Here is a 23,096-nt window from a genome sequence, read left to right as displayed (position 1 = left end):
TTCCCTGTTTGCTGCGTTTTCTTTTTTTACATCTGAGGCGTCATGTCTCGAAATGATACGCTACTCAGATTAACGCAAAAGGAAACAGGATGTGGCTTAAAAATTAAACGGGCGGCCAAAGCCGCCCGTCGTTAGCAGGAAAAGTTAAATCGCCCATCCGCCGGCGTAGAAGATGACCAGCGCCGCCGCGATGATCACGGTGCCCGCATTGAGCTTGCGCCATTCGCCGGATACCACGCGGCCAATCACCAGCGATGCAAAACCGATCATGATGCCGGTCACGATGTTGCAGGTCAGCACGATGAACACCGCGGTAATCAGCCCCGCCATCGCATCAACGAAGTCATTGAAGTCGATTTTCGCCACGTTGCTCAGCATCAGCAGGCCAACGTACATTAGCGCTGGCGCGGTCGCGTAGGCCGGTACCAGATAGGAGAGCGGAGAAAGGAACAGGATCAGCAGGAACAGCACGCCAACGGTGACTGCCGTCAGACCAGTTTTACCGCCCGCCGCCGTACCGGCTGCCGATTCGATATACACCGCCGCAGGGGCTGCGCCCACCACGCCGGAGAACACGCTGCTCAGGGAGTCGGTAGTCAGCGCTTTGCCGCCGTTGATGATCTGCCCGTCTTTATCCAGCAGGTTAGCCTGGCCGGCCACCGCGCGAATGGTACCGGTGGCGTCGAATACCGCAGTCATGACCAGCGCCAGCACGCTTGGCAGCACCACCGGGTTCAGCGCGCCGATGATATCAAGGCTGCCAATCAGCGAATTGCCTTTGTCGTCGCTCAGCGACGGCATGGCGAAAATCCCGGAGAAATGGACGTTCGGATCGAAAATCAGTCCGATAATGGAAATACCGATGATGGTCAGCAGAATGCCGCCAGGCACTTTCAGTTTTTCCAGACCGATAATGACCGCCAGGCCAATCAGCGACATCATCACCGGGAAGCTATCGAAATTGCCCAACGCAACCGGCAGGCCGTCCAGCGGGTTTTTAATTACCAGACCGACGCCGTTGGCGGCGATCAGCAGCAGGAACAGGCCGATACCGATGCCGGTGCCGTGCGCCACGCCCTGCGGCAGGTTGCGCAGGATCCAGCTACGAATACCGGTAGCGGAGATAATGGTGAACAAAACCCCCATCAGGAACACGGCGCCTAATGCCACCGGAATACTAATGTGCTGCCCCAGCACCAGGCTAAAAGCGGTAAAGGCGGTCAGCGAAATCGCGCAGCCGATAGCCAGCGGCAGGTTAGCCCACAGGCCCATCACTAATGAACCGACGCCCGCTACCAGGCAGGTCGAGACGAACACCGCCGCAGGCGGAAAGCCAGCTTTACCTAACATTCCCGGCACCACGATGACGGAGTACACCATCGCCAGGAAGGTCGTTAATCCGGCAACAATTTCCTGACGTACGGAGCTGCCGCGAGCTGAAATTTTAAACCAGGCGTCTAATGAACCACCGGTACGCGCTGAAGGCGTAGACATAGAAAACTTCCCCTGAAAATTTTGATCGTTCGCTTGCATGCGTGATGGACCGTCCACTGCCAGTTAAACGCCATCTCCTTGTGCTGTTTCCCGGCGCCAGGAGGGAGGCTGAGAAAAAGCAAACGTTTAACTCCGCGCATACAATGCGGTATATGGAATGTCTTTGCTCCCCCTGTCGGCAGGGGAAAAAACGAGCAAAGTAAAAAGGCAAACGATTATCCTGTCTTTAGCTGGCCCTTTTCAACTGAAGTTTGACGTATTTTGCCAAATTTCGCCGCCAAAGCTCAGGAAATAGACAAACGATGCGCAAACGTTATCGTCAGTGCGCAATGCATTAACATTTTTATATGTTTTAATCCTCTTTCTGGCGTATTAACCGCCAGGCAGGGTAAATGGCCCACCGCGCTCAATAGCGTTAATCCACCCCGGACGTGACTCCACCTGCTGCTGCCAACGCCGGGTGTGCGGCAGGTGTTGAATGCCGCCGCGCGCCAGTAAGGCCATCACCGGGAAGCTCATCTGAATATCCGCCATGCTCAGCGTGCCGCCGGCAAACCACGGCTGACGAGCCAGATGCTGTTCAATATATGCCGCATGGGTCGCCAACTGCCTGTCCAGCCACGCTTTTTGTACCCCTTTGCCCAACGCCCCGCCCAAGGTGCGCATACCAAGCGGCACCGGCGGCTTGCCGAGGCTGGCGAAGATAAGTTTCATCAACAGCAAGGGCATTAACGATCCCTCGGCATAATGGAGCCAGAAGCGATATTGCAGTTTATCTTCCCTCCCCTGCGGCCTCAGCTGCTGGGCGCTATCGTAGGTTTCCTGCAGATATTCCAGAATCGCGCCGGACTCTGCCAGCACCATCCCCTGATCCTCAAGCACCGGCGATTTACCCAACGGGTGAATTTTTTTCAGTTCCGCTGGCGCCTGCATGTTTTTTTCACGCTGATAGCAGACGACCTGATAAGACAATTGCAGTTCTTCCAACGCCCACAGCACGCGCTGCGAGCGGGATTGGTTGAGGTGATGGACCGTCAACATGGCGCTCTCCTGTTGTTCGTTCAAATTAACTATAGAAACAGGCGACCAATGACGGAAAAATTTCGGCAACGCCAACAGGCAAAATCATCAGGCTGTGCCAAAATTACATTGTCGACGCAATCCGGAACCTCCTTCAACACATTGCGCAATACCTGAGGGGAGTCGACGTCGGGGGAAACCCTCCCGTGAGCCAGCGGGATAATGCGAAAGACAAAGACCGGAAAACAACTAAAGCGCCCTGTTGTGGCGCTTTAGTTTTTTGCAGGTATCACGATTAATCCTCTTCCAGCAGGCGTGCGCCGGTTCCCTCTTCACCCAACTTATCCCCAGGGTTGCGTAATGGACAATCGCGGCGCGATAAACAGCCGCAGCCGATGCAGCCGTCGAGCTGGTCACGTAGCGCGGTCAGTGTGTGGATACGCCGGTCCAACTCCTCCCGCCATTGCGACGACAGTTGTTTCCACTCTTTGGCGCTCAGATTATGCCCTTCCGGCAAGACGCCGAATGCCTCGCCGATGGTCGCCAGCGGAATACCAATACGTTGCGCAATCTTGATGATCGCCACTGCTCGCAGCACATCACGGCGATATCGCCGCTGATTGCCCGCGTTGCGCTGGCTGCGGATAAGCCCTTTGCTTTCATAAAAGTGTAGCGCCGAGACGGCGACGCCGGTTCGTTTCGCCACCTCCCCAGGGGAGAGCAGCATTTTGATGCGTGCTGGTTTATTTTCCATAAAGCTCTTTACCTCAAGTTAACTTGAGGAATTATACTCGCCGACAGACAAAACGACGAATCGAGAATTGAGAGAGGCCGCTTTATGTCCCATCAGGATATTATCCAAACGCTTATTGAATGGATTGATGAACATATCGATCAACCACTTAACATTGATGTAGTCGCTAAAAAATCGGGATACTCGAAATGGTATCTGCAGCGAATGTTCCGTACCGTTACCCACCAGACGCTGGGTGATTACATTCGCCAGCGCCGGCTACTGCTCGCCGCTGAAGCGCTGAGAACCACGCAACGTCCTATTTTTGATATTGCGATGGATTTGGGATACGTCTCGCAGCAGACGTTCTCGCGGGTATTCCGCCGGGAGTTCGATCGCACTCCCAGCGATTACCGTCATCAGATTTCCGCCTGACGACCGTCGTGCGGCGTACGCAGTAAGATTGGGGACTTGGCGAGCCACTGCATAAACTCCTGTGGCGGCATAGCCCTGGCAAAATGCCATCCCTGACAAAACTGCACGCCGCGCTTAAGCAACCAATCCACCTGATCCAGCGTTTCTACCCCTTCGGCGATGGTTTTTAAACGCAGGCTACGCGCCATATCAATGATATGCTCGGCAATCAGATGGCTGGTACTGTTGGTGGTCAGCGTATCGATAAAGGATTTATCAATCTTCAGAATATCGACATTGAGCGAATAGAGGTTATGCAGGTTGGAATAACCGGTACCGAAATCATCAATGGCTATTTCGTAGCCCGCTTCGCGGAAGGCCTGAATCACCGGTGTGGTTTTCGGCACATCGATAAATCCTCTTTCGGTGACTTCAATTTTAATTTGCTTCACGCAAACCGCATAGCTGCGGGCCTTCTCAGTGATCTGCGCAATTAATCGCGCGGAGTGGAAGTCCGATGCCGAAAGATTAATCGCGATATAGAGCTGTGGATGTCTGGCCAGATATTCGCCAAGATCGTTGAACAACTCGTCGACCACATAATCCGTCACCTGAGCAATCATGCCTGAGTTTTCCGCCAACGGAATAAACTCCGCCGGGCTCATCACCGGACCGTCAAACCCCGGCCAGCGTAACAGCGCCTCGGCGCCGACGCAGCGGTTATTCTTGATGTCGATAATAGGTTGGTAATGCAGGCACAGCTGCCGGTGGCTTAACGCTCGCTGCAGTTTATTGCGCGGTGAATGATACTGCTGACGGCTTCGCGACCAGACCATCAGAATCAAAATGCTGCAAATAATGCCTAACGGCAGGGTCAAGGTAATCTGGTCGTAGAGGCTGGCATAATAGCTGGCGCGCGAGGTGGACATGATGACCGCAATCGGCCGAATCGACGAATGGGCGACGGTATAAACCCGGCCATCCTGGTTGAAAAAAGCGTCTTCGTGGCGAATAAGACGATGTAATTCCCTGGCATCAACGTTTTTACTCACGGAGAAAAACATGTTCGTTTTGGTGTCGAAGACGCCGTAAGCTAAATCTTTATCGCTGGAAATAACCGAACTATAAGAGAGAGGGTTAACCACCACGGCATAATGCCCGCGCTGCATATAATTCATATCATAGCCGGGATAAAACGGCGTATCACGATAGTAGTAAATGGAGACGTCGGGCTTTCGAGTATAATTCGCGGCAGCTATTCTCCAGCCCTCTTCGGGATGGACCGCGGTGGAACAGAGGAAAGTGTTACCGCTCGCATAAATCAGGTCATCAACATACAGTAGCCCGCGCACGATATTTAACATGTACTGCTGATGCTGCGGGGAACACATTGCCCCGGTAAAGTGCATGGCTTTTTCGCGCGCCTGCTCGGATTCATGAATGACCATTTCCGTTTTTTGCAGCGCCAGCTGCGAAAACGATTGCAGTCTATCTGAGATTTCTTCCCGGGCTCTGATTTGCGCAAACCACAACGCCAACACCACCGGCAGCACAACCACCAGTATGATGAAGAATATTCTTAACGCCTTATGCGGCGCGTTACGACTCATTTCCGCTTTTTATCCATGCGATACGCCTCAATCACGGTATAAGGACAAAAACCAGGCATTACCGACTGTTATAAAAAACAGCGAATTTCAGCAACGAACACGTTTATGTAAAAACCTCACACCTAATAATGATGAATCATACTTACTTATAGATGGATCGAGAAACATTCTCGTAATAATTAAGACACTAGCCACTTACTAATTCGGTTTCTCCGTACAATTACTCGTAATAAGTAACAAAACCCGTTGAACAATTATCGGCAGTCCAGGCCCAGTCCTTAACGGTGTCGAAAAACAGACACCAGACATGCTGGCGCGCATTCCGCCGCCATTAACCCTATTAATAACGTGGTTTAAAATGTCAAAAAAGGTCATTTTTTGTCTGGCGAATAAATCAGCAAATGTGATATAGTTCACACAAGTTGATGAAACAAAATCGTCGTTTCATCACTCCCTGAAGTGCCCGCCGATAGCCAGAGCGTCTCATTATTGATAATCGCGCCAGGTTGTCTAAGGCTCCCGACTTTCTTTGAGAGATAGGATAAGTTAATGGCTTCCATTACTACCAGTGTCGTACTTTTGCGCTGGCCCCTGGTGAGCGCGGTATTGATGTTCCTGGCCAGTTCGCTGAATATTCAATTACGTAAAAGCGACTATGCCGGCTTAGCGATTATTTGTAGCTGCCTGGGCCTGGCTGCCGCCTGTTGGTTTGCTACCGGCTTGTTAGGCATCACCATGGTGGATGTTGCTAAAATCTGGGGCAACATTAAAGATGTCATGGTTGAAGTCATGAGCCAGACGCCGCCAGAATGGCCAATGATGATGACCTGATAAAAAAGCTTCCTGCGGGAAGCTTTTTTATTTTCAGCAACAGCGATGTTCTTCCCGGCTCCTGCTAATATTGTTCGCATAACATCGGTCGTAGACGCTCGTTTGGGCAGCGCTTAACCGCACAATACGATTGATAAAGACAAGATTCCTGCTCCGCGACCTCGAAATTGTACGGGCAGGTTGGCCGCTCTCTTAAGGTTTCCCACTGTTTATCGTCGTAACGCGTGATGTTATAAATTTTTAATGAATGATATCGATCATTAATTAAAACTTTAGATGAATAAAGTTTCATGGTTTCGCCGGGAATTAATAAAAGCTCAGCCTCATACCAGATAATAAACTTGAGAAACCGCAGCCCAGATATTGACGAAAAGGCAACGCCAGTATGCGGGCAGATAAGGGTGTTAAGAATCGTCCATTTCATCTTCCATCCTTGTAAGTAAAATCTGAGAGAGAATTTAGTGATAGCACTCCAGGCCGTTATCTGCAAGGCAGGTTATTAATAGTGTGATATAGACCAACCCTGACACACATCGGCCATACCACTCTTGAAGTAAGCTAATCCGGGCATTCTACGAATTATGTATTAATACTAAAAAAACATAACCATGCAAAGGTTATAAATAACCTTACAATATATTTTAAATAGCAGACAAAAATATCATTTTGATATTCACCTGGATGGGATAAGCAATTAGCGATCGCAAAGCGAAAATATTCTATGGTAGGAGAAGCATCTCTTTCTTTTGTATTCTCGCAATCAGGACAATACCACCTACGTCGCGCTGAACCCGGGAGAGGTAAGTAGAAAAAGGCACAGGGGCGCGTTTGCATTGACTAAAATATAACCATCTCCCTGCAGAGTGCCGCATCATGAACATCTTCGGTTTTCAACGTCACCTGGCGATGGTTTCCGGCTGCCTTCTGGCCATCATGTTTGCCTTCTCCGCTTCAGCGGCTTCGACGAATAAATCGCCGCCGGCCCAAAAGGACAAAGCGGAGCTGGCCATCAATATGGATCACATCATGCAGCCGCAAAAAGGCGATCTTCCCGATATGATCAACCGGCGGGCGATCCGGGTATTAACGACCTACAGCAAGACCTTCTTTTTTATCGATAAGGGTACCCAGCGCGGCGCCACCCACGATCTTTTCATCGCTTTAGAAAAAGATCTCAATAGCAGACTGGCAAAAGAGAAGAAGCTGAAGCAGAAACACCTCAAAATGCGGATCGTTTTCATCCCGGTGACGCGGGATAACCTGTTCAAGGCGTTGAATGAAGGTAAGGGGGATATCGCCGCCGCCAATCTCACCATCACTTCATCGCGTCAGGAGCAGGTCGCCTTTACCACCCCGCTCTATAGCGATGTCAAAGAGCTATTAGTTTCTGGGCCATCATCGCCCAACGTGAAAAGCCTGGAGCAGCTTTCCGGTAAAACCGTGTTTGTTCGACGCTCCTCCAGCTATTACGAAAGTTTGCAGGCGCTTAACGCCCGCTTTGCCAAAGCGTCGCTGCCGCCGGTCATTCTGCAGGAGGCGCCGGAGGCGCTCGAAGATGAGGATCTTCTCGAAATGCTTAATGCCGGCCTGATTCCTCTGATCGTGGTGGATCGCCATAAAGCGATTTTCTGGAAACAGGTGTTTCCCAAAATTCAGGTGCATGAAGACATTGTGTTACGAGATGGCGGTAGCATCGCCTGGGCGGTCCGCAAAGATAACCCACAGCTTCTCGCGGTGCTGAATACCTTCGTGAAGAATAATCGTCAAGGCAGCACCCTGGGAAACACGATTCTGCTGCGCTACCTGAAAAGCGCGACCTACGTTAAAAATGCCGCAGCCAACAGAGAACGAGCTAAATTTTTGCAGATGGTCGACATCTTTAGAAAATATGGCGAACGCTATGATGTCGACTGGCTGCTGATGGCAGCCCAGGGATATCAGGAGTCGCGGCTCAATCAATCGGTACGTAGCCACGTCGGCGCAATCGGCGTAATGCAGGTCATGCCCGCCACCGGCAAGGAGCTGAAAGTTGGCGATATTAAGAAAATCGATCCCAACATTCATGCCGGCGTGAAGTATATGCGCTGGATGATTGATCATTACTATGGCGATCAGCCAATGACGCCGCTGAATAAAGCGCTATTTTCGTTCGCGTCCTACAATGCGGGCCCGGCGCGCATCGCGCGTCTACGTACGGAAACCCAAAAACGCGGTTTTGATCCGAACATCTGGTTTGGCAACGTTGAGAATCTCGCCGCGGAAAAAATCGGCGCTGAGACGGTAACCTACGTCAGCAATATCTATAAATACTATATTGCCTATCGGCTGATAATGGATGATATCGCCCGTAAACAAAAAGCGACTGCCGCGCCGCTACCCGAGCCAGGAACGGGCAAGCCGCAGCCCGACGCGGCTACGCCCACAGCGCCTCAAATTCCGACGCCGGCGGCCTGAGAACCTGAAATGAAAAAGCCCCGAACAATCGGGGCTTTTTGTTGGCTTACCGCACAGGCAGCACGTAATCAGGAAAACCTTAGAACGGGATATCGTCGTCGAAGTCCATCGGCGGTTCGTTAGATGGCGCTGCCGGAGCCTGCTGCTGCGGACGAGACTGCGCGCCGCCGCTGAACTGGTTGCCGCCCTGCGGCTGCTGAGGCTGACCCCAACCGCCCTGCTGCTGGCCGCCGCCTGCCGGTGCGCCGCCGCCCTGACGGCCGCCCAGCATCTGCATGGTGCCGCCGACGTTTACCACGATTTCAGTGGTGTACTTGTCCTGACCGGACTGATCGGTCCATTTGCGGGTACGCAGCTGACCTTCGATATAAACCTGAGAACCTTTACGCAGGTATTCGCCAGCGACTTCCGCCAGTTTGCCGAACAGCACAACGCGGTGCCATTCAGTCTGCTCTTTCATTTCGCCGGTTTGCTTATCGCGCCAGGATTCGGAAGTTGCCAGCGTGAAGTTGGCGACAGCGCCGCCACTTGGCATGTAGCGTACTTCCGGGTCCTGCCCCAGATTACCGACGAGAATCACCTTGTTTACGCCTCTGCTGGCCATGATCGAATCTCCTGAATAATACGTTTTGTATAAGTGTAAACCGGGAATTCTAACATCACAAAGGGGCAATTTGATAGCTGCGAAGCCAATTCCAGAAAACATCCCGCCGCTATGCAATTTTTCACTCTCTTACTGCAGCGCCATTCCAATACTGTATATCCAGACAGGTCAAGTTGTGTCATAATTAGCCGTTTCTGCCGTTTGTCCTTCAAACAAACCAGGCAATCCGTGTATCTACCTACCGGGAAAGGTGAATGGATAAGATCGAAGTTCGGGGCGCCCGCACCCATAATCTCAAAAACATCAACCTCGTCATCCCGCGCGACAAACTCATTGTCGTCACCGGGCTTTCTGGGTCTGGCAAATCCTCACTCGCTTTCGACACCCTGTACGCCGAAGGCCAGCGTCGCTACGTCGAATCGCTCTCCGCCTATGCGCGACAGTTCCTGTCGCTGATGGAGAAACCAGACGTCGATCATATCGAAGGGCTGTCGCCGGCGATTTCTATCGAGCAGAAATCGACCTCCCACAACCCGCGTTCGACGGTAGGTACGATTACTGAAATCCACGACTATCTGCGCCTACTGTACGCCCGCGTCGGCGAACCGCGCTGTCCGGATCACGACGTGCCGCTGGCCGCACAGACCGTCAGCCAGATGGTCGATAACGTGCTCTCTCAGCCGGAAGGTCAGCGCCTGATGCTGCTGGCGCCCATCATTAAAGAGCGTAAGGGCGAGCACACCAAAACGCTGGAGAACCTTGCCAGTCAGGGCTATATCCGCGCGCGGATCGATGGCGAAGTCTGCGATCTTTCGGATCCGCCGAAATTAGAGCTGCAAAAGAAACACACGATCGAAGTGGTTATCGACCGCTTTAAAGTGCGCGACGATCTGGCGCAGCGTCTGGCGGAGTCTTTCGAAACCGCGCTGGAGCTCTCAGGCGGCACCGCCATTGTTTCCAATATGGATGACAGTAAGGCGGAAGAGCTGCTGTTCTCGGCAAACTTCGCTTGCCCGATTTGTGGCTATAGCATGCGCGAGCTGGAGCCGCGCCTGTTCTCCTTCAACAACCCGGCAGGCGCTTGCCCAACCTGCGACGGCCTTGGCGTTCAACAGTATTTCGATCCCGATCGGGTAATTCAGAATCCTGAGCTATCGCTGGCTGGCGGCGCCATCCGCGGTTGGGATCGCCGCAACTTCTACTACTTCCAGATGCTCAAGTCGCTGGCGGATCACTATAAGTTTGATGTCGAAGCGCCATGGGGCACCCTCAGCGCTAATGTGCATAAAGTCGTGCTGTACGGTTCAGGTAAAGAGAATATTGAATTCAAATACATGAACGACCGCGGCGACACATCAGTACGCCGCCATCCGTTCGAAGGCGTGCTGCACAACATGGAGCGCCGTTACAAAGAGACGGAATCCAGCGCGGTGCGCGAAGAGCTGGCGAAATTCATCAGCAACCGTCCGTGCGCCAGCTGTGAAGGCACGCGTCTGCGTCGCGAAGCGCGCCACGTGTTTGTGGAAAACACGCCGCTACCGACCATTTCCGACATGAGCATCGGTCATGCGATGGACTTCTTCAACAACCTGAAGCTGTCCGGACAGCGGGCGCAAATCGCCGAGAAAGTGCTGAAAGAGATTGGCGATCGTCTGAAGTTCCTCGTCAACGTCGGCCTGAACTATCTAACGCTCTCTCGTTCGGCGGAGACCCTCTCCGGCGGTGAAGCGCAGCGTATTCGTCTGGCGAGCCAGATTGGCGCGGGGCTGGTTGGCGTGATGTACGTGCTGGATGAGCCCTCTATCGGCCTGCACCAGCGTGATAACGAACGCCTGCTCGGTACGCTCATCCACCTGCGTAACCTGGGTAACACGGTCATTGTCGTTGAACATGACGAAGACGCCATTCGCGCCGCCGACCACGTGATCGATATCGGCCCCGGCGCTGGCGTTCACGGCGGCCAGGTGGTGGCCGAAGGGCCGCTGGACGCCATTATGGCGGTACCAGAATCCCTGACCGGGCAGTACATGAGCGGCAAACGCAAAATCGAAGTGCCGAAACAGCGCGTCGCCGCCGATCCGGAAAAAGTGCTGAAACTGACCGGCGCGCGCGGCAACAACCTCAAGGATGTGACGCTGACGCTGCCCGTCGGCCTGTTTACCTGCATTACCGGCGTTTCCGGTTCCGGCAAATCAACGCTGATTAACGATACCCTGTTTCCCATCGCCCAGCGTCAGTTGAACGGCGCGACGATTGCCGAACCGGCGCCGTACCGCGATGTCCAGGGGCTGGAACACTTCGATAAAGTCATTGATATCGACCAGAGCCCGATTGGCCGCACGCCGCGCTCAAACCCGGCAACCTATACCGGCGTGTTCACGCCGGTGCGCGAACTGTTCGCCGGAGTACCGGAATCACGTTCACGCGGCTATACGCCGGGCCGCTTCAGCTTTAACGTGCGCGGCGGTCGCTGCGAAGCCTGTCAGGGCGACGGGGTGATCAAGGTTGAGATGCACTTCCTGCCGGACATCTACGTACCGTGCGACCAGTGCAAAGGCAAACGCTATAACCGCGAAACGCTGGAGATTAAGTACAAGGGCAAAACCATCCACGAAGTGCTGGATATGACCATCGAAGAAGCGCGCGAATTCTTTGATGCCGTGCCGGCGCTGGCGCGTAAGCTGCAAACCCTGATGGATGTCGGCCTGACCTATATTCGTCTCGGCCAGTCGGCAACCACGCTCTCCGGCGGTGAAGCCCAGCGCGTGAAGCTGGCGCGCGAACTTTCCAAGCGCGGTACCGGCCAGACGCTGTATATCCTTGATGAACCGACCACCGGTCTGCATTTCGCCGATATTCAGCAGCTGCTGGACGTGCTGCATCAGCTACGCGATCAGGGTAATACCATCGTGGTCATTGAGCACAACCTCGACGTGATTAAAACCGCTGACTGGATTGTCGACCTCGGCCCGGAAGGCGGTAGCGGCGGCGGGGAGATTCTCGTTTCCGGCACGCCGGAAACCGTTGCCGAATGTGAAGCCTCGCACACGGCGCGCTTCCTGAAGCCCCTGCTGAAGTAACCTCTCAGGCCTCTTCCTTCGCGGAAGAGGCCTCATTTCATCTCATTTCATCTCATTTTTTTACGCTGATACTTCGTGATTTGCCCGGTGCGCACACTCTGGCGTCTGATAGTCGCTATCGCCCACCGATGTCGGGAAAACTATGCGAGTACCACGCCTCATTCCGTTATTTGTTATCGCCGCCGCGCTATGTGCGGTAAGCGCCTGCTCATGGGTTGGCCGCTACAGCGATACGGCCTATCAGCAATTGCTCACACTCAAGCAATTGCATTTGCAGTTCATCACCACCGCAGCGACGGAGGACGATCAACAACTGAACGCAGAAGATGAACAGATTCGCCAGCAGTTCGCGCAGGCGATGGATCACAGCGATGCGTTGCGCCAGGAAAATTTCAGGATACTTGAAGGTAACTATCTGCGCGTTTACGCCCATCGCCAGATGCTGGGCGCGCCCTTTACTCCTGCCGAAGCGCAATATTTATCGCGGCAGACCCTTTATCTTTATCAACAGGCTATCGCTGGCGAATGTCAGCGAACAGGGAGGGAATAATGCCGACAACCATGGAGATTCGCGCGCTGTTGTCCGCTTGCGCGATTGATAGCGCCGAATGGATGCCATTACTGAATAAAGTACTTGGCGATGAGTACCGTGAAGTACGCGATAGCGGACTCTTTTTACTGCAGGCATTGCAGCAAAAAGCCCAGGGCTGGCTGACCGAAGACGATCTACGGCTACTGCTGGAAGGTCAGCGCGATATTGCCCGCATTCGCGCTAACAACCAGAGTATCGCACGCCAGGCGCAGCTGCAGTCGACATTATTACGTCTGTTCGATATCACGTTGCTGGCGCTGGCAGGGGGGTTATAAGCTAGGCTAACTGCCGCCGCTTATCCTCCGACAGCAGGTCGACCGCCTGCTGGTAGGAGGCATCCACGAGGTAGTAAATCTGCGAGTCTGGCAAGGAGCCATCAAGGAAGACCGTGCTCCAGTGAGCTTTATTCAGGTGCCTGCTGGGGCGTACATCGCGATGTTGTTCCCGCAGCAGCTCGGCAAGCTCCGGGCTGGTCTTTAACGCAACGGCCGGCCGCTTATCCTCCACTTCTTTTACCATGGCGAATAGCACGTCCGCGACCTTGATTTGCGTTGCTTTCCAGTCGCTATGAACGCTTTGTTCCGCGCCCGGCTTCGCCATGCAGTACTGCAGTAGATCCGATATAGTCATTTTTTATTCTCCCGTGAGCGTGGCGACGATATGCCGCGAGCCGCCGTGAATGCGATGCTCCCCCAGCCAGATCCCCTGCCAGGTCCCCAACATGACGTTGCCGTTCTGCACCGGCAGCATCAGTGAAACGCCCAGCAGCGAGGATTTAATGTGCGAGGGCATATCATCAGGACCTTCATAATCGTGTTCATACGGCGCGTTGTCTGGTACGGCGTTGAGAAAATGCTGTTCCATATCAAAACGAACCGTGGGATCGCAGTTCTCATTCAACGTCAGGGAAGCGGAAGTATGCTGGAGTAACAGATGCAGCAGGCCAACCTTGATATGCGACAGTTCGCGGATTTGACCAATAATTTCGTTAGTCACCAGATGGAAACCACGAGATTTCGGCCCTAATGTCAGGGTTTGCTGATGCCACATAAACGACTCCTGTAATGTGTGAATCCTTCTAAGTTTGCAGCAAGAAGCGAAAAGGTAAAACCTCAAACGCTGAAATTCGTATAAAAAAAAGACAGCCTGCGGCTGCCTTCTCATGTTCAGATGCGTCGAGTTTCGCGCGCCTTAATATTCTGAATTCACAATCACCTCTTCCCCTTGCGATCCGGCCATCGGCAGCGGTTTGTAGGAGGAGTTTGCCGCGCGCAGCACGCGAATTCCGCGCGCATCGGCATCGCGAGCCGCCGAGATGTCGTTGTCCGAGTCACCGTAGAAGACTTTGATATTCTTCTCCCGTAACCACTGAGTTTTCGTGTTCTGGCCTGGCTTATCGCCGGCAAAAATCACCGGGTTCATATTGGCGCCGGGGATCAGGAAATCATCCTGCAGGGTTTTGGAGACGGTCTCAGTTTTGGTCTGGCTGCGGCCGGTCACGAAGTAGATGCTGTCGCCGCGCTTTATATGCATCGCAATCAGCTGGCGGCCCACTTCTTTCGGCATGCTGAACTCGTCCCAGCCGTTATTCATCTTTTCCCAAAACTCCGGGTTCTTTAGATAGGCTTCGCTGCCGGGAGAATAGGTTTTTTGCCCGCGCCAGAAACCGGGGCTGGAAAACAACACGGTGTCATCGATATCGAAACCCACCGCCATCGGCGCGCGGCCCAGCAGGCTATTTTCGATTTGCGCTACCGATACCCAATGGATCGGCGCCTGTTCGGCGAGTATCGCAACATTCGTCCCCTCCCAAATGGGCTGCGGAGTAGAAGCGCGAGCGACAACGGAGCTATTCAGAGCGAACAACAGACAGGTGGCGCTAATGGCCAAAGTTAACTTACGCATATTTATCCCTATGCCCCTCATGCGCCAGGCCGCTTAGCGTCAACCTGAGTTATTTTGGGTCTAAATAATCGATTCGTTATTATTTTTAATAATGAGTGAGCTCATTAATGTAGCAAGACCTTAACGCCTGACCACACAGATAGAAAGGATTTTCTGCTCAGATATCATATAAAAAGAGCATGATCACACTTCGGGGGTAATATTACCCTCGCCTTAACGCTGACGAGGGTAAATTAGTAAGTGAGCACTTACATTACAGCAGCAAACGCCTGAGCGACGCGCTGGACGTTACGCGAGTTAAGTCCTGCTACGCACATCCGGCCGCTGGCAATCAGGTAAACGCCAAACTCTTCGCGTAGGCGATCCACCTGTGCCGCGCTCAATCCGGTGTAGCTAAACATGCCGCGCTGCTTCAGCAGGTAGTCAAAGTTCTTGCCGGGAACGGCCTCTTTCAGCGCATCAACCAGCGTCTGACGCATCGCCAGAATGCGGGTACGCATCGCTTCCACTTCCGCCAGCCATGAGGCTTTCAGCGCCGCGTCGTTCAGCACCGCCGCGACCACCTGCGCGCCAAAATTCGGCGGGCTTGAGTAGTTGCGGCGCACCGTCGCTTTCAACTGACCCAGCACGCGGCCTGCGGTTTCCGCATCATCGCAGACAATCGACAACCCACCGACGCGTTCGCCGTACAGTGAGAAGATTTTGGAAAATGAGTTGCTGACCAGCATCGGCAGGCCGGCGCTGGCAATCGCACGAATAGCGTAGGCATCGTCTTCCATACCGGCGCCAAAGCCCTGATAGGCGATATCGAGGAAAGGAATTAAATTGCGTGCTTTCAAGACCTTAACGACTTCATCCCACTGCGAGTTGCTCAGATCGGCGCCCGTCGGGTTGTGGCAACACGGATGCAGCAGCACGATATCGCGCTCAGGGAGCGTCTGTAGTTTGGCGAGGAAGGCTTCAAAACGCACGCCGTTGGTCTCATCATCGAACCAGGGGTAAGTACTTACTTCGAATCCAGCCCCTTCAAATATGGCGATGTGGTTTTCCCAGGTCGGGTCGCTAACCCATACGCGCGACTGCGGGAAGTAGCGCTTGAGGAAATCGGCGCCAACCTTCAGCGCGCCGGAGCCACCCAGGGTTTGAATTGACGCTACGCGGTTTTGTTTCAGCACCGGATGGCCAGCGCCAAATAACAGCGGCGCAATGGCGTGGCGGTAGCTATTGAGCCCTTCCATCGGTAAATACAGCGAAGCGCCATGCGGCTGGGCATTGAGGCGCGCTTCGGCTTCCGCCACCGCCTGTAGTTGCGGAATAATGCCGTCTTCGTTGTAGTAAAGACCAATGCTGAGGTTCACTTTGTCACTACGCGGATCGTCTTTGAAACGCTCCATCAAGGAGAGAATGGGGTCGCCGGCGTAGGCGTCAACTTTTTGAAACACGAGATGTATCTCCAGGTTTACGAAAGCAGGTATTTACACAATAAACCGGAAGTTGGGGAAGGTCGAGGGGATGTTGGTAAGTTATCGACAAAGATCGCTGCAAACCTGGGCGACGCCGCGCGCCGCCCCTGCTCATTACCCCGATAAGCGTAGCGTAATCGGGGAAATATGCCACTGACAGTCGTTAGTCGAGGTAGCGGATAGCCAGCCTGGAAGTCAGTCGGGTAATAAGTTCGTAAGCACTCACTTTCGTTATTTCCGCGATGCGCTCAACGGGGAGCCCTTCTCCCCATAACACAACCGGATCGCCGGCTTTATCCTGCGCTTCAGGACCGAGGTCGACGCAAATCATATCCATCGCCACGCGACCGACAATCGGCACTTCGCGGTCGTTGACCAGCACCGGCGTGCCGGAGGGCGCGGCGCGCGGATAACCGTCGCCATAACCCATCGCCACTACCCCGAGGCGAGTATCGCGCTCACTAATCCAGGTGCCGCCATAGCCCACCGGCTCTCCGGCTTTATGTTCGCGCACCGCAATCAGGCTGGAGGTCAGCGACATCACCGGCAGGCAACCAAAATCCTCTCCGGTAGAGTGATTTTCCAGCGGCGAAACGCCGTAGAGAATGATGCCCGGCCGCGCCCAGTCGAAATGCGACTGCGGCCACAGCAGGATCCCGCCCGAGGCGGCAATAGAACGCAGCCCCGGTTTCCCTTCGGTAAAGGTGGTGAAAATATCCAGCTGACGCTCGGTCGCGCCGCATTCCGGCTCATCGGCACGGGCGAAATGGCTGACGATATTCACCGGCTGGCGAACATTTTTGCACCGGCTTAGCCGCTGATAGAATGCTTCTGCCTGTTCCGGCAGTACACCAAGGCGATGCATACCGGTATCCAGCTTCATCCAGACGGTAACCGGTTCGGTCAGTTCCGCTTGTTCGAGCGCCGCCAGCTGTTCCGGGCTATGTACCACGGTATGCAGTTGCTGCGCGGAAATCAGCGCCAGATCCGCCGCTTCAAAGAAGCCTTCCAGCAGCAATATCGGTTGGGTAATGCCCCCTTCACGCAGGCGCAGCGCCTCTTCCAGGCGGGCGACGCCGAAGGCATCGGCGTCGGTCAGCGTTCGCGCGGTCTCAAGGAGGCCGTGTCCGTAGGCGTTCGCTTTCACCACCGCAACCAGTTTGCTGGCAGGAGCCAGTTCACGCAGGCGTTGCAGGTTGTGTCGCAGAGCGCGGCGGTTGATAACTACAGTTGCCGCTTGCATTTGAATTCCTTAAAAAAAGACAGACGGAGGTTTACTCATCGTCATACTGAGGACCGGCATAATTATCGAAACGCGACCACTGGCCGTTAAAGGTCAGTCGTACCGTACCGATCGGGCCGTTACGTTGTTTACCAATGATAATTTCAGCAATACCTTTTAAATCACTGTTCTCGTGATAAACCTCATCACGGTAGATGAACATGATTAAGTCGGCATCCTGTTCAATAGAGCCGGATTCACGCAGGTCGGAGTTGACCGGACGTTTATCGGCGCGCTGTTCCAGAGAGCGGTTCAACTGCGACAGCGCCACCACCGGCACCTGCAACTCTTTTGCCAGCGCCTTCAGCGAGCGGGAGATTTCGGCGATCTCCAGAGTACGGTTGTCGGAGAGCGACGGTACGCGCATCAGCTGCAGGTAGTCGATCATGATAAGGCCAATACCGCCGTGCTCGCGGGCGATACGCCGGGCGCGCGAACGCACTTCCGTCGGCGTCAGGCCGGAGGAGTCATCAATATAGATGTTACGTTTTTCCAGCAAAATACCCATCGTGCCGGAGATCCGCGCCCAGTCTTCATCGTCCAGTTGGCCGGTACGGATACGGGTCTGATCGACGCGCGATAGCGAGGCCAGAGAACGCATCATGATCTGCTCGGATGGCATCTCCAGACTGAAGATCAATACCGGCTTATCCTGCAGCATCGCCGCGTTTTCCACGAGGTTCATCGCAAATGTCGTCTTACCCATCGATGGACGCGCGGCGACGATAATCAGATCCGAAGGCTGTAGCCCGGCGGTCTTTTTGTTGAGGTCGTCATAGCCGGTATTCACCCCAGTGACGCCATCATGCGGCTGTTGGAACAGCTGTTCAATACGGGCGACGGTGGCATCGAGCACATCGGCGATGTTCTTCGGCCCTTCGTCTTTATTGGCCCGGCTTTCGGCAATTTTAAATACCCGGGATTCCGCCAGATCCAGCAGGTCCTCGCTGGTGCGCCCCTGGGGGTCGAAACCGGCTTCGGCGATCTCGTTGGCCACCGAAATCATTTCACGCACTACCGCGCGTTCGCGCACGATGTCGGCATACGCGCTGATGTTCGCCGCGCTTGGCGTATTTTTGGAGAGTTCGGCCAGGTAGGCGAAGCCGCCGACGCTATCCAGTTGCCCCTGACGCTCCAGCGATTCGGCGAGGGTGATCAGATCAATCGGGCTGCCTGACTCTTGCAGGCGCGCCATCTCGGTAAAGATATGACGATGCGGACGGGTATAGAAATCTTCCGACACCACCCTTTCGGCGACGTCGTCCCAGCGCTCGTTATCCAGCATTAAACCGCCCAACACCGACTGTTCCGCTTCAATCGAGTGCGGCGGGACTTTCAACCCTGCGAGCTGCGGATCGCGTTCGCGAGGTTCTGTCTGTGGTTTGTTGAAGGGTTTATTTCCTGCCATAGTGAATGGAGTTACCTGTAAATGAGAGACACAAAATTATAAAGGAGTTCACATGGCAACACGAATTGAATTTCCCGCGCATGGAGGCCCCGAGGTTCTGCATGCGGTTGAGTTTACCCCCAACGATCCTGCCGAACACGAAATCCAGGTAGAAAACAAAGCTATCGGTATCAACTATATCGACACCTACATCCGCAGCGGCCTGTATCCACCGCCCTCGCTGCCGAGCGGACTGGGAACCGAAGCCGCCGGTATCGTGAGTAAAATCGGCAACGGCGTAAAACATATCAACGTTGGCGACCGCGTGGTGTACGCCCAGTCCGCGCTTGGCGCTTATAGTTCGGTGCATAACGTGCTTGCTGACAAAGCGGCAATTTTGCCGGATGCGATTTCCTTTGAGCAGGCCGCCGCCTCGTTTCTTAAAGGGCTGACCGTCTGGTATCTGCTGCGCAAAACCTATGAAATACAAGCCAATGAAACCTTCTTGTTCCACGCGGCGGCGGGCGGCGTGGGGCTGATTGCCTGCCAGTGGGCGAAAGCGCTGGGGGCGAAACTTATCGGTACCGTCGGAAGCGAGCAAAAAGCGCAGCGCGCCCGGCAGGCCGGCGCCTGGGAAACCATTAACTATCGCGAAGAGAATATTGCCGAGCGCGTCAAGGCGCTAACCGGCGGCAAAAAAGTCGCCGTGGTTTACGATTCCGTAGGTAAAGATACCTGGGAGGCCTCGCTCGATTGTCTTCAGCGGCGTGGGCTGATGGTCAGCTTCGGCAATTCATCTGGCCCGGTAACCGGCGTGAATTTGGGTATCCTCAATCAGAAAGGCTCACTGTATGTGACCCGCCCTTCTCTGCAAGGCTACATCACCAACCGGGAAGAGCTGACGGAAGCCAGCAACGAGCTATTTTCGCTGATCGCCAGCGGCGTGATCAAAGTCGATGTGGCGGATAATCAGAAATACGCCCTGCGTGACGCCAGACGCGCGCATGAGATCCTGGAAAGCCGGGTGACCGAAGGCTCGAGCCTGCTGTTACCGTAACCGGATGAGATCGCCAGAAAAGTTTAGGGCCTCCTGACGGAGGCCCTGACTTTTTTTGTTCGGCTGTATGTAGGGTACAGCACGATGAATTCGTTATCGCGCTAATAGTGACAGATTTAATACGCAATGCCTACGCTGTTTTATGCAAAATTACTCAGGTTGTGACACACCGCTCAATCCCCAAAATGATGGCTTAGTAGCGCCAGCGATCTTCGCGGCGATAGCGGGTTGTGGTCGGCGATTTTATCGCCCGAATAACCCATACGACGGCCACCGCCAGCAGCAACCAGGGTAGCAGCTTAAACATTAATGCGAACAGGCCGCCGAAGAACATCAGCGCGGTGGCGACGACCAGCGCGGCAATAATGCCAAGCAGCGAGATGCCGGTGACCAGCAACATGACAAAAAAGCCAATAACAAATAAGAGTTCCAGCATGGTCTTCTCCCGAAATAAATAACCAGATAGCTGATTGGCTATTTCAAGAATCATGCCAGGTATAACTCATTGAATTAAAACAAAACGCCCCGCAGCAGTGCTGTAGGGCGTGGCGAAATAGACCAGTTTTTAGCGAAAAGTTTAACGCTTATCGGCAACCAGCTTCAGCGCGTGTTCCAGCACGTTGATATCGGCGCCCGCTTTGTGGGCGTTTTCACTCAGATAGCGACGCCACTGACGCGCGCCGGGGATCCCCTGGAACAATCCCAGCATATGGCGGGTGATATGGCCAAGATAGGTACCGTTGCTGAGCTCTCGCTCGATATAGGGGTACATTGCGCGCACCACCGCCACCGGATCGGCATCCGCGCCGTCGACGCCGAAAATCTCGCGATCCACAGAAGCCAGAATACCCGGGTTTTGATAGGCTTCACGCCCCACCATCACGCCGTCCATATGCTCAAGCTGCTGTTTAGCCTCTGCCAGAGATTTAATTCCGCCATTAATCGCCATCGTCAGATGCGGAAAATCACGTTTCAGTTGCCAGACGCGCGGATAATCCAGCGGCGGAATTTCGCGGTTCTCTTTCGGACTCAGGCCGGAAAGCCAGGCTTTACGAGCGTGAATGATGAACATTTCACACTCCCCTTTGCCGGAGACGGTCTCAATGAAATCACACAGGAATTCATAGCTATCCCGATCGTCAATGCCAATACGGGTTTTTACCGTTACCGGGATCGACACCACGTCGCGCATCGCTTTGATGCAGTCCGCCACCAGCGCGGCGTTGCCCATCAGACAGGCGCCAAACATCCCGTTCTGCACGCGGTCAGAGGGGCAGCCGACGTTGAGGTTAATCTCGTCGTAGCCGCGCGCCTCGGCGAGCTTCGCGCAGTGCGCCAACGCCGCAGGATCGCTACCGCCCAACTGCAGCGCTACCGGATGTTCTTCTTCGCTATAGGCCAGGTAGTCGCCTTTACCGTGAATTATCGCGCCGGTGGTGACCATTTCGGTGTACAGCAGAGTATGGCGCGACAGCAGACGCAGGAAGTAGCGGCAATGTCTGTCGGTCCAATCGAGCATGGGCGCGATAGAAAAACGGTGGGCGGCAAAAGCGGTAGATGTGGATTCTGGCATCATGGCGAATAAATAAGCATCCGGGTAAAAAGGGGCGCTACTATAGCACAAACACCAACCACGGCGCATAACGTCGAACGCTACGCGCCATGGTCAAAATGCGGCCTATATTTTACGCGGTTTGCCGTCGTGCGGGCCAAAGAACTGCGGAGGGTGATCCACCCAGCGGTCCTGGCGAGTCGCGGCATAGCCCGGGTTCAACGGATAGTAGATGCGGTTGTGTTTTTTATTCGCCTCGCCAACGACCAGCAGCCGCACCTCCTGCTCGGTGTTATTCAGGAAGGTATGACACACACCAGTCCCCGCCGGAAAGCCGACGCTATCGCCCGGCTCCAGCTTCCATAGGTAGCCATTGATCCAGACTTCCGGAAAGCCTTCCAGCACGTAGATGAACTCTTCTTCATCGCTTTCCGCATGTGGATAAGAGGTTCTGCGTCCCGGCGGTAAGCGTTCATGATGGATGCCCAGCCGATTTAGCCGCAGGCCGCGGGCAAGAGGCGCGCCAATAGAAAACAGCTCGTGACTATCGGGGTAGGTGGAATCATCCGCACCTTCCAGTTCGCGCCAATGTCGAATGCAATCAGGTCGTTTCATCGTTTTCTCCCGAAAATGAGATACATCAGGTATAGCAAAGCTTGCAGGATCTCGGCGTTTTACCTGGTTCGTGATAAAGTAACAGTTTCAACATCACGCAACCAGAGGATGCTCATGGATAACACCACTTCGCAAGAAATGTTAGCGCAGGCTGAAAAGCTTTGCGTGCAACGTGGCGTACGCCTGACCCCACAGCGTCTGGAAGTGTTGCGTCTGATGAGCCTGCAGCAAGGGGCGATTAGCGCCTACGATCTGCTGGATCTGCTGCGAGAAAAAGAGCCGCAGGCGAAGCCGCCCACGGTCTATCGCGCGCTGGAGTTTCTGCTGGAGCAAGGTTTTGTGCACAAAGTGGAATCGACCAACAGCTATGTACTGTGCCACCTTTTCGATCAGCCGACCCACAGTTCGGCGATGTTTATCTGCGATCGCTGCGGCGTGGTCAAAGAAGAGTGTGCAGAAGGCGTAGAAGATATTATGCATACGCTGGCGGCCAGAATGGGCTTCGCTCTACGGCATAATGTGATTGAAGCGCACGGCCTGTGCGCGGCCTGCGTGGAAGTCGAAGCGTGCAGCGCCCGCGAACACTGTCATCACGATCATACCATCCAGATTAAAAAGAAAGCCCGCTGAGTCGGGCGACATCAGCGGGAAGCTACGGCATATCGCTATGCCGTTAGACAGGCATAAACAGGGGGTCAAAACCGCGTTCGCTACCAGCGCGTATCGTTCTTACGCTCCCAGTCGGACACCTCTTTTTCGGCCTGATCTTTCGCGTAGCCGTAACGCTCCTGAATTTTACCGACCAGCTGATCGCGCTTCCCTTCAATGACCGTCATATCGTCATCGGTCAGTTTACCCCACTGTTCCTTGGCTTTACCTTTTAACTGTTTCCAGTTACCGCTGATTTCGTCTTTATTCATCATTACGTCCTCATGATTCGGTGGGTTAACAGCCCGTTTTGTTCCGGACATGGTAATAACTATAGATGACAATGCTGACACCG

Annotated in this window: 24 protein-coding genes; 8 read left to right on the top strand and 16 right to left on the bottom strand. The window is 54.1% G+C overall.

The window, feature by feature from the left end; all coding sequences use genetic code 11:
- Positions 1-144: 144 nt before the first annotated feature.
- From PGR23_RS13970 to soxR, 3 genes are all read right to left on the bottom strand, one after another.
- Entirely contained in the window at positions 145-1,494 is a 1,350-nt protein-coding gene (locus PGR23_RS13970; RefSeq protein WP_015704058.1) for an NCS2 family permease, read from the bottom strand.
- A gap of 372 nt (positions 1,495-1,866) precedes the next feature.
- Positions 1,867-2,535 carry a glutathione S-transferase family protein gene (locus tag PGR23_RS13965; protein ID WP_380378699.1) on the bottom strand — a complete coding sequence of 223 codons (669 nt, stop codon included), beginning with the start codon at positions 2,533-2,535 and terminating at the stop codon, positions 1,867-1,869.
- A gap of 274 nt (positions 2,536-2,809) precedes the next feature.
- Positions 2,810-3,268 (bottom strand): redox-sensitive transcriptional activator SoxR, encoded by a 459-nt coding sequence (gene soxR / locus PGR23_RS13960; RefSeq protein ID WP_045396728.1) that lies wholly within the window; start codon positions 3,266-3,268, stop codon positions 2,810-2,812.
- An 84-nt stretch (positions 3,269-3,352) separates the two neighbouring features.
- On the opposite strand from soxR, the gene soxS reads away from it, so the two are divergent.
- Positions 3,353-3,682, top strand: coding sequence for a superoxide response transcriptional regulator SoxS (soxS, locus tag PGR23_RS13955; RefSeq protein WP_015368734.1), 330 nt, complete (start codon positions 3,353-3,355; stop codon positions 3,680-3,682).
- Here soxS and PGR23_RS13950 read toward each other — a convergent pair.
- A complete protein-coding gene (locus tag PGR23_RS13950; protein ID WP_047045874.1) occupies positions 3,667-5,271 on the bottom strand; it encodes an EAL domain-containing protein in 1,605 nt (534 codons plus the stop codon). The genes soxS and PGR23_RS13950 overlap by 16 nt on opposite strands.
- Positions 5,272-5,820: 549 nt before the next feature.
- On the opposite strand from PGR23_RS13950, the gene PGR23_RS13945 reads away from it, so the two are divergent.
- Positions 5,821-6,102: a YjcB family protein gene (locus tag PGR23_RS13945; protein WP_015704055.1), complete on the top strand. Its 282-nt coding sequence runs from the start codon at positions 5,821-5,823 to the stop codon at positions 6,100-6,102.
- Positions 6,103-6,166: 64 nt separating this feature from the next.
- Here the strand turns inward: PGR23_RS13945 and iraM are convergent, their stop codons facing one another.
- The gene (gene iraM, locus PGR23_RS13940) at positions 6,167-6,526 is read right to left on the bottom strand and encodes an anti-adapter protein IraM (protein WP_045396734.1); all 360 of its coding nucleotides are present in this window, start codon (positions 6,524-6,526) and stop codon (positions 6,167-6,169) included.
- 449 nt (positions 6,527-6,975) lie between these two features.
- Between iraM and PGR23_RS13935 the strand changes: the two genes are divergently transcribed.
- Positions 6,976-8,556 carry a lytic transglycosylase F gene (locus tag PGR23_RS13935; protein WP_047045871.1) on the top strand — a complete coding sequence of 527 codons (1,581 nt, stop codon included), beginning with the start codon at positions 6,976-6,978 and terminating at the stop codon, positions 8,554-8,556.
- Between the two features lie 79 nt (positions 8,557-8,635).
- Here PGR23_RS13935 and ssb1 read toward each other — a convergent pair whose 3' ends face one another.
- Entirely contained in the window at positions 8,636-9,160 is a 525-nt protein-coding gene (gene ssb1, locus PGR23_RS13930; RefSeq protein WP_015368746.1) for a single-stranded DNA-binding protein SSB1, read from the bottom strand.
- A 254-nt stretch (positions 9,161-9,414) separates the two neighbouring features.
- On the opposite strand from ssb1, the gene uvrA reads away from it, so the two are divergent.
- The 3 genes from uvrA (at position 9,415) to PGR23_RS13915 (ending at position 13,107) form a co-directional block, all read left to right on the top strand.
- Positions 9,415-12,240, top strand: coding sequence for an excinuclease ABC subunit UvrA (gene uvrA / locus PGR23_RS13925; protein ID WP_045396741.1), 2,826 nt, complete (start codon positions 9,415-9,417; stop codon positions 12,238-12,240).
- A gap of 142 nt (positions 12,241-12,382) precedes the next feature.
- Entirely contained in the window at positions 12,383-12,790 is a 408-nt protein-coding gene (locus tag PGR23_RS13920; RefSeq protein WP_047045868.1) for a hypothetical protein, read from the top strand.
- Positions 12,790-13,107, top strand: a complete 318-nt coding sequence (locus tag PGR23_RS13915; protein ID WP_045396749.1) for a hypothetical protein — start codon at positions 12,790-12,792, stop codon at positions 13,105-13,107. The genes PGR23_RS13920 and PGR23_RS13915 overlap by 1 nt, the downstream gene beginning before the upstream one ends.
- A gap of 1 nt (position 13,108) precedes the next feature.
- On the opposite strand, the gene PGR23_RS13910 is transcribed toward PGR23_RS13915, so the two are convergent.
- The 6 genes from PGR23_RS13910 to dnaB all read right to left on the bottom strand — a co-directional run bounded on the left by PGR23_RS13910 (position 13,109) and on the right by dnaB (position 18,890).
- Complete coding sequence (locus PGR23_RS13910; protein ID WP_020079872.1) at positions 13,109-13,462, bottom strand: MmcQ/YjbR family DNA-binding protein; 354 nt, start codon at positions 13,460-13,462, stop codon at positions 13,109-13,111.
- 3 nt (positions 13,463-13,465) lie between these two features.
- Complete coding sequence (locus PGR23_RS13905; RefSeq protein WP_045396752.1) at positions 13,466-13,882, bottom strand: secondary thiamine-phosphate synthase enzyme YjbQ; 417 nt, start codon at positions 13,880-13,882, stop codon at positions 13,466-13,468.
- Between the two features lie 141 nt (positions 13,883-14,023).
- The gene (gene aphA, locus PGR23_RS13900) at positions 14,024-14,737 is read right to left on the bottom strand and encodes an acid phosphatase AphA (protein WP_047045864.1); all 714 of its coding nucleotides are present in this window, start codon (positions 14,735-14,737) and stop codon (positions 14,024-14,026) included.
- A 248-nt stretch (positions 14,738-14,985) separates the two neighbouring features.
- On the bottom strand, positions 14,986-16,179 hold the full coding sequence (gene tyrB, locus PGR23_RS13895) for an aromatic amino acid transaminase (protein ID WP_396280021.1): 1,194 nt from the start codon (positions 16,177-16,179) through the stop codon (positions 14,986-14,988).
- A gap of 184 nt (positions 16,180-16,363) precedes the next feature.
- Positions 16,364-17,443, bottom strand: coding sequence for an alanine racemase (alr, locus tag PGR23_RS13890; protein ID WP_380378838.1), 1,080 nt, complete (start codon positions 17,441-17,443; stop codon positions 16,364-16,366).
- Between the two features lie 31 nt (positions 17,444-17,474).
- A complete protein-coding gene (gene dnaB / locus PGR23_RS13885) occupies positions 17,475-18,890 on the bottom strand; it encodes a replicative DNA helicase (protein WP_015368755.1) in 1,416 nt (471 codons plus the stop codon).
- Between the two features lie 52 nt (positions 18,891-18,942).
- Between dnaB and PGR23_RS13880 the strand changes: the two genes are divergently transcribed.
- Positions 18,943-19,926 carry a quinone oxidoreductase gene (locus PGR23_RS13880; RefSeq protein ID WP_396280022.1) on the top strand — a complete coding sequence of 328 codons (984 nt, stop codon included), beginning with the start codon at positions 18,943-18,945 and terminating at the stop codon, positions 19,924-19,926.
- A 193-nt stretch (positions 19,927-20,119) separates the two neighbouring features.
- Here the strand turns inward: PGR23_RS13880 and pspG are convergent, their stop codons facing one another.
- From pspG to PGR23_RS13865, 3 genes are all read right to left on the bottom strand, one after another.
- On the bottom strand, positions 20,120-20,362 hold the full coding sequence (pspG, locus tag PGR23_RS13875) for an envelope stress response protein PspG (protein ID WP_045396775.1): 243 nt from the start codon (positions 20,360-20,362) through the stop codon (positions 20,120-20,122).
- A 141-nt stretch (positions 20,363-20,503) separates the two neighbouring features.
- The gene (gene dusA, locus PGR23_RS13870) at positions 20,504-21,502 is read right to left on the bottom strand and encodes a tRNA dihydrouridine(20/20a) synthase DusA (RefSeq protein WP_289578574.1); all 999 of its coding nucleotides are present in this window, start codon (positions 21,500-21,502) and stop codon (positions 20,504-20,506) included.
- A gap of 102 nt (positions 21,503-21,604) precedes the next feature.
- Entirely contained in the window at positions 21,605-22,093 is a 489-nt protein-coding gene (locus PGR23_RS13865; RefSeq protein WP_015368759.1) for a cupin domain-containing protein, read from the bottom strand.
- A gap of 114 nt (positions 22,094-22,207) precedes the next feature.
- On the opposite strand from PGR23_RS13865, the gene zur reads away from it, so the two are divergent.
- The gene (gene zur, locus PGR23_RS13860; protein WP_045379090.1) at positions 22,208-22,723 is read left to right on the top strand and encodes a zinc uptake transcriptional repressor Zur; all 516 of its coding nucleotides are present in this window, start codon (positions 22,208-22,210) and stop codon (positions 22,721-22,723) included.
- A gap of 80 nt (positions 22,724-22,803) precedes the next feature.
- Here zur and PGR23_RS13855 read toward each other — a convergent pair whose 3' ends face one another.
- The gene (locus tag PGR23_RS13855; protein ID WP_015704042.1) at positions 22,804-23,013 is read right to left on the bottom strand and encodes a CsbD family protein; all 210 of its coding nucleotides are present in this window, start codon (positions 23,011-23,013) and stop codon (positions 22,804-22,806) included.
- Between the last annotated feature and the right edge of the window lie 83 nt (positions 23,014-23,096).

Source organism: Klebsiella sp. 141162, from assembly GCF_050600755.1.
Taxonomy (GTDB): domain Bacteria; phylum Pseudomonadota; class Gammaproteobacteria; order Enterobacterales; family Enterobacteriaceae; genus Klebsiella; species Klebsiella aerogenes.
The sequence above is the reverse complement of the archived record's forward strand: the minus strand, read 5'-3'. Positions and strand labels throughout refer to the sequence as shown.

Coding starts and splice junctions, on each gene's coding strand:
- PGR23_RS13865 (WP_015368759.1), bottom strand. CDS start 22,093: ATGAAACGACCTGATTGCATTCGACATTGGCGCGAACTGGAAGGTGCG.
- PGR23_RS13880 (WP_396280022.1), top strand. CDS start 18,943: ATGGCAACACGAATTGAATTTCCCGCGCATGGAGGCCCCGAGGTTCTG.
- aphA (WP_047045864.1), bottom strand. CDS start 14,737: ATGCGTAAGTTAACTTTGGCCATTAGCGCCACCTGTCTGTTGTTCGCT.
- PGR23_RS13945 (WP_015704055.1), top strand. CDS start 5,821: ATGGCTTCCATTACTACCAGTGTCGTACTTTTGCGCTGGCCCCTGGTG.
- PGR23_RS13915 (WP_045396749.1), top strand. CDS start 12,790: ATGCCGACAACCATGGAGATTCGCGCGCTGTTGTCCGCTTGCGCGATT.
- PGR23_RS13935 (WP_047045871.1), top strand. CDS start 6,976: ATGAACATCTTCGGTTTTCAACGTCACCTGGCGATGGTTTCCGGCTGC.
- PGR23_RS13950 (WP_047045874.1), bottom strand. CDS start 5,271: ATGAGTCGTAACGCGCCGCATAAGGCGTTAAGAATATTCTTCATCATA.
- iraM (WP_045396734.1), bottom strand. CDS start 6,526: ATGAAATGGACGATTCTTAACACCCTTATCTGCCCGCATACTGGCGTT.
- PGR23_RS13855 (WP_015704042.1), bottom strand. CDS start 23,013: ATGAATAAAGACGAAATCAGCGGTAACTGGAAACAGTTAAAAGGTAAA.
- soxR (WP_045396728.1), bottom strand. CDS start 3,268: ATGGAAAATAAACCAGCACGCATCAAAATGCTGCTCTCCCCTGGGGAG.
- ssb1 (WP_015368746.1), bottom strand. CDS start 9,160: ATGGCCAGCAGAGGCGTAAACAAGGTGATTCTCGTCGGTAATCTGGGG.
- PGR23_RS13970 (WP_015704058.1), bottom strand. CDS start 1,494: ATGTCTACGCCTTCAGCGCGTACCGGTGGTTCATTAGACGCCTGGTTT.
- soxS (WP_015368734.1), top strand. CDS start 3,353: ATGTCCCATCAGGATATTATCCAAACGCTTATTGAATGGATTGATGAA.
- pspG (WP_045396775.1), bottom strand. CDS start 20,362: ATGCTGGAACTCTTATTTGTTATTGGCTTTTTTGTCATGTTGCTGGTC.
- PGR23_RS13965 (WP_380378699.1), bottom strand. CDS start 2,535: ATGTTGACGGTCCATCACCTCAACCAATCCCGCTCGCAGCGCGTGCTG.
- PGR23_RS13920 (WP_047045868.1), top strand. CDS start 12,383: ATGCGAGTACCACGCCTCATTCCGTTATTTGTTATCGCCGCCGCGCTA.
- dnaB (WP_015368755.1), bottom strand. CDS start 18,890: ATGGCAGGAAATAAACCCTTCAACAAACCACAGACAGAACCTCGCGAA.
- zur (WP_045379090.1), top strand. CDS start 22,208: ATGGATAACACCACTTCGCAAGAAATGTTAGCGCAGGCTGAAAAGCTT.
- PGR23_RS13910 (WP_020079872.1), bottom strand. CDS start 13,462: ATGACTATATCGGATCTACTGCAGTACTGCATGGCGAAGCCGGGCGCG.
- PGR23_RS13905 (WP_045396752.1), bottom strand. CDS start 13,882: ATGTGGCATCAGCAAACCCTGACATTAGGGCCGAAATCTCGTGGTTTC.
- uvrA (WP_045396741.1), top strand. CDS start 9,415: ATGGATAAGATCGAAGTTCGGGGCGCCCGCACCCATAATCTCAAAAAC.
- alr (WP_380378838.1), bottom strand. CDS start 17,443: ATGCAAGCGGCAACTGTAGTTATCAACCGCCGCGCTCTGCGACACAAC.
- dusA (WP_289578574.1), bottom strand. CDS start 21,502: ATGATGCCAGAATCCACATCTACCGCTTTTGCCGCCCACCGTTTTTCT.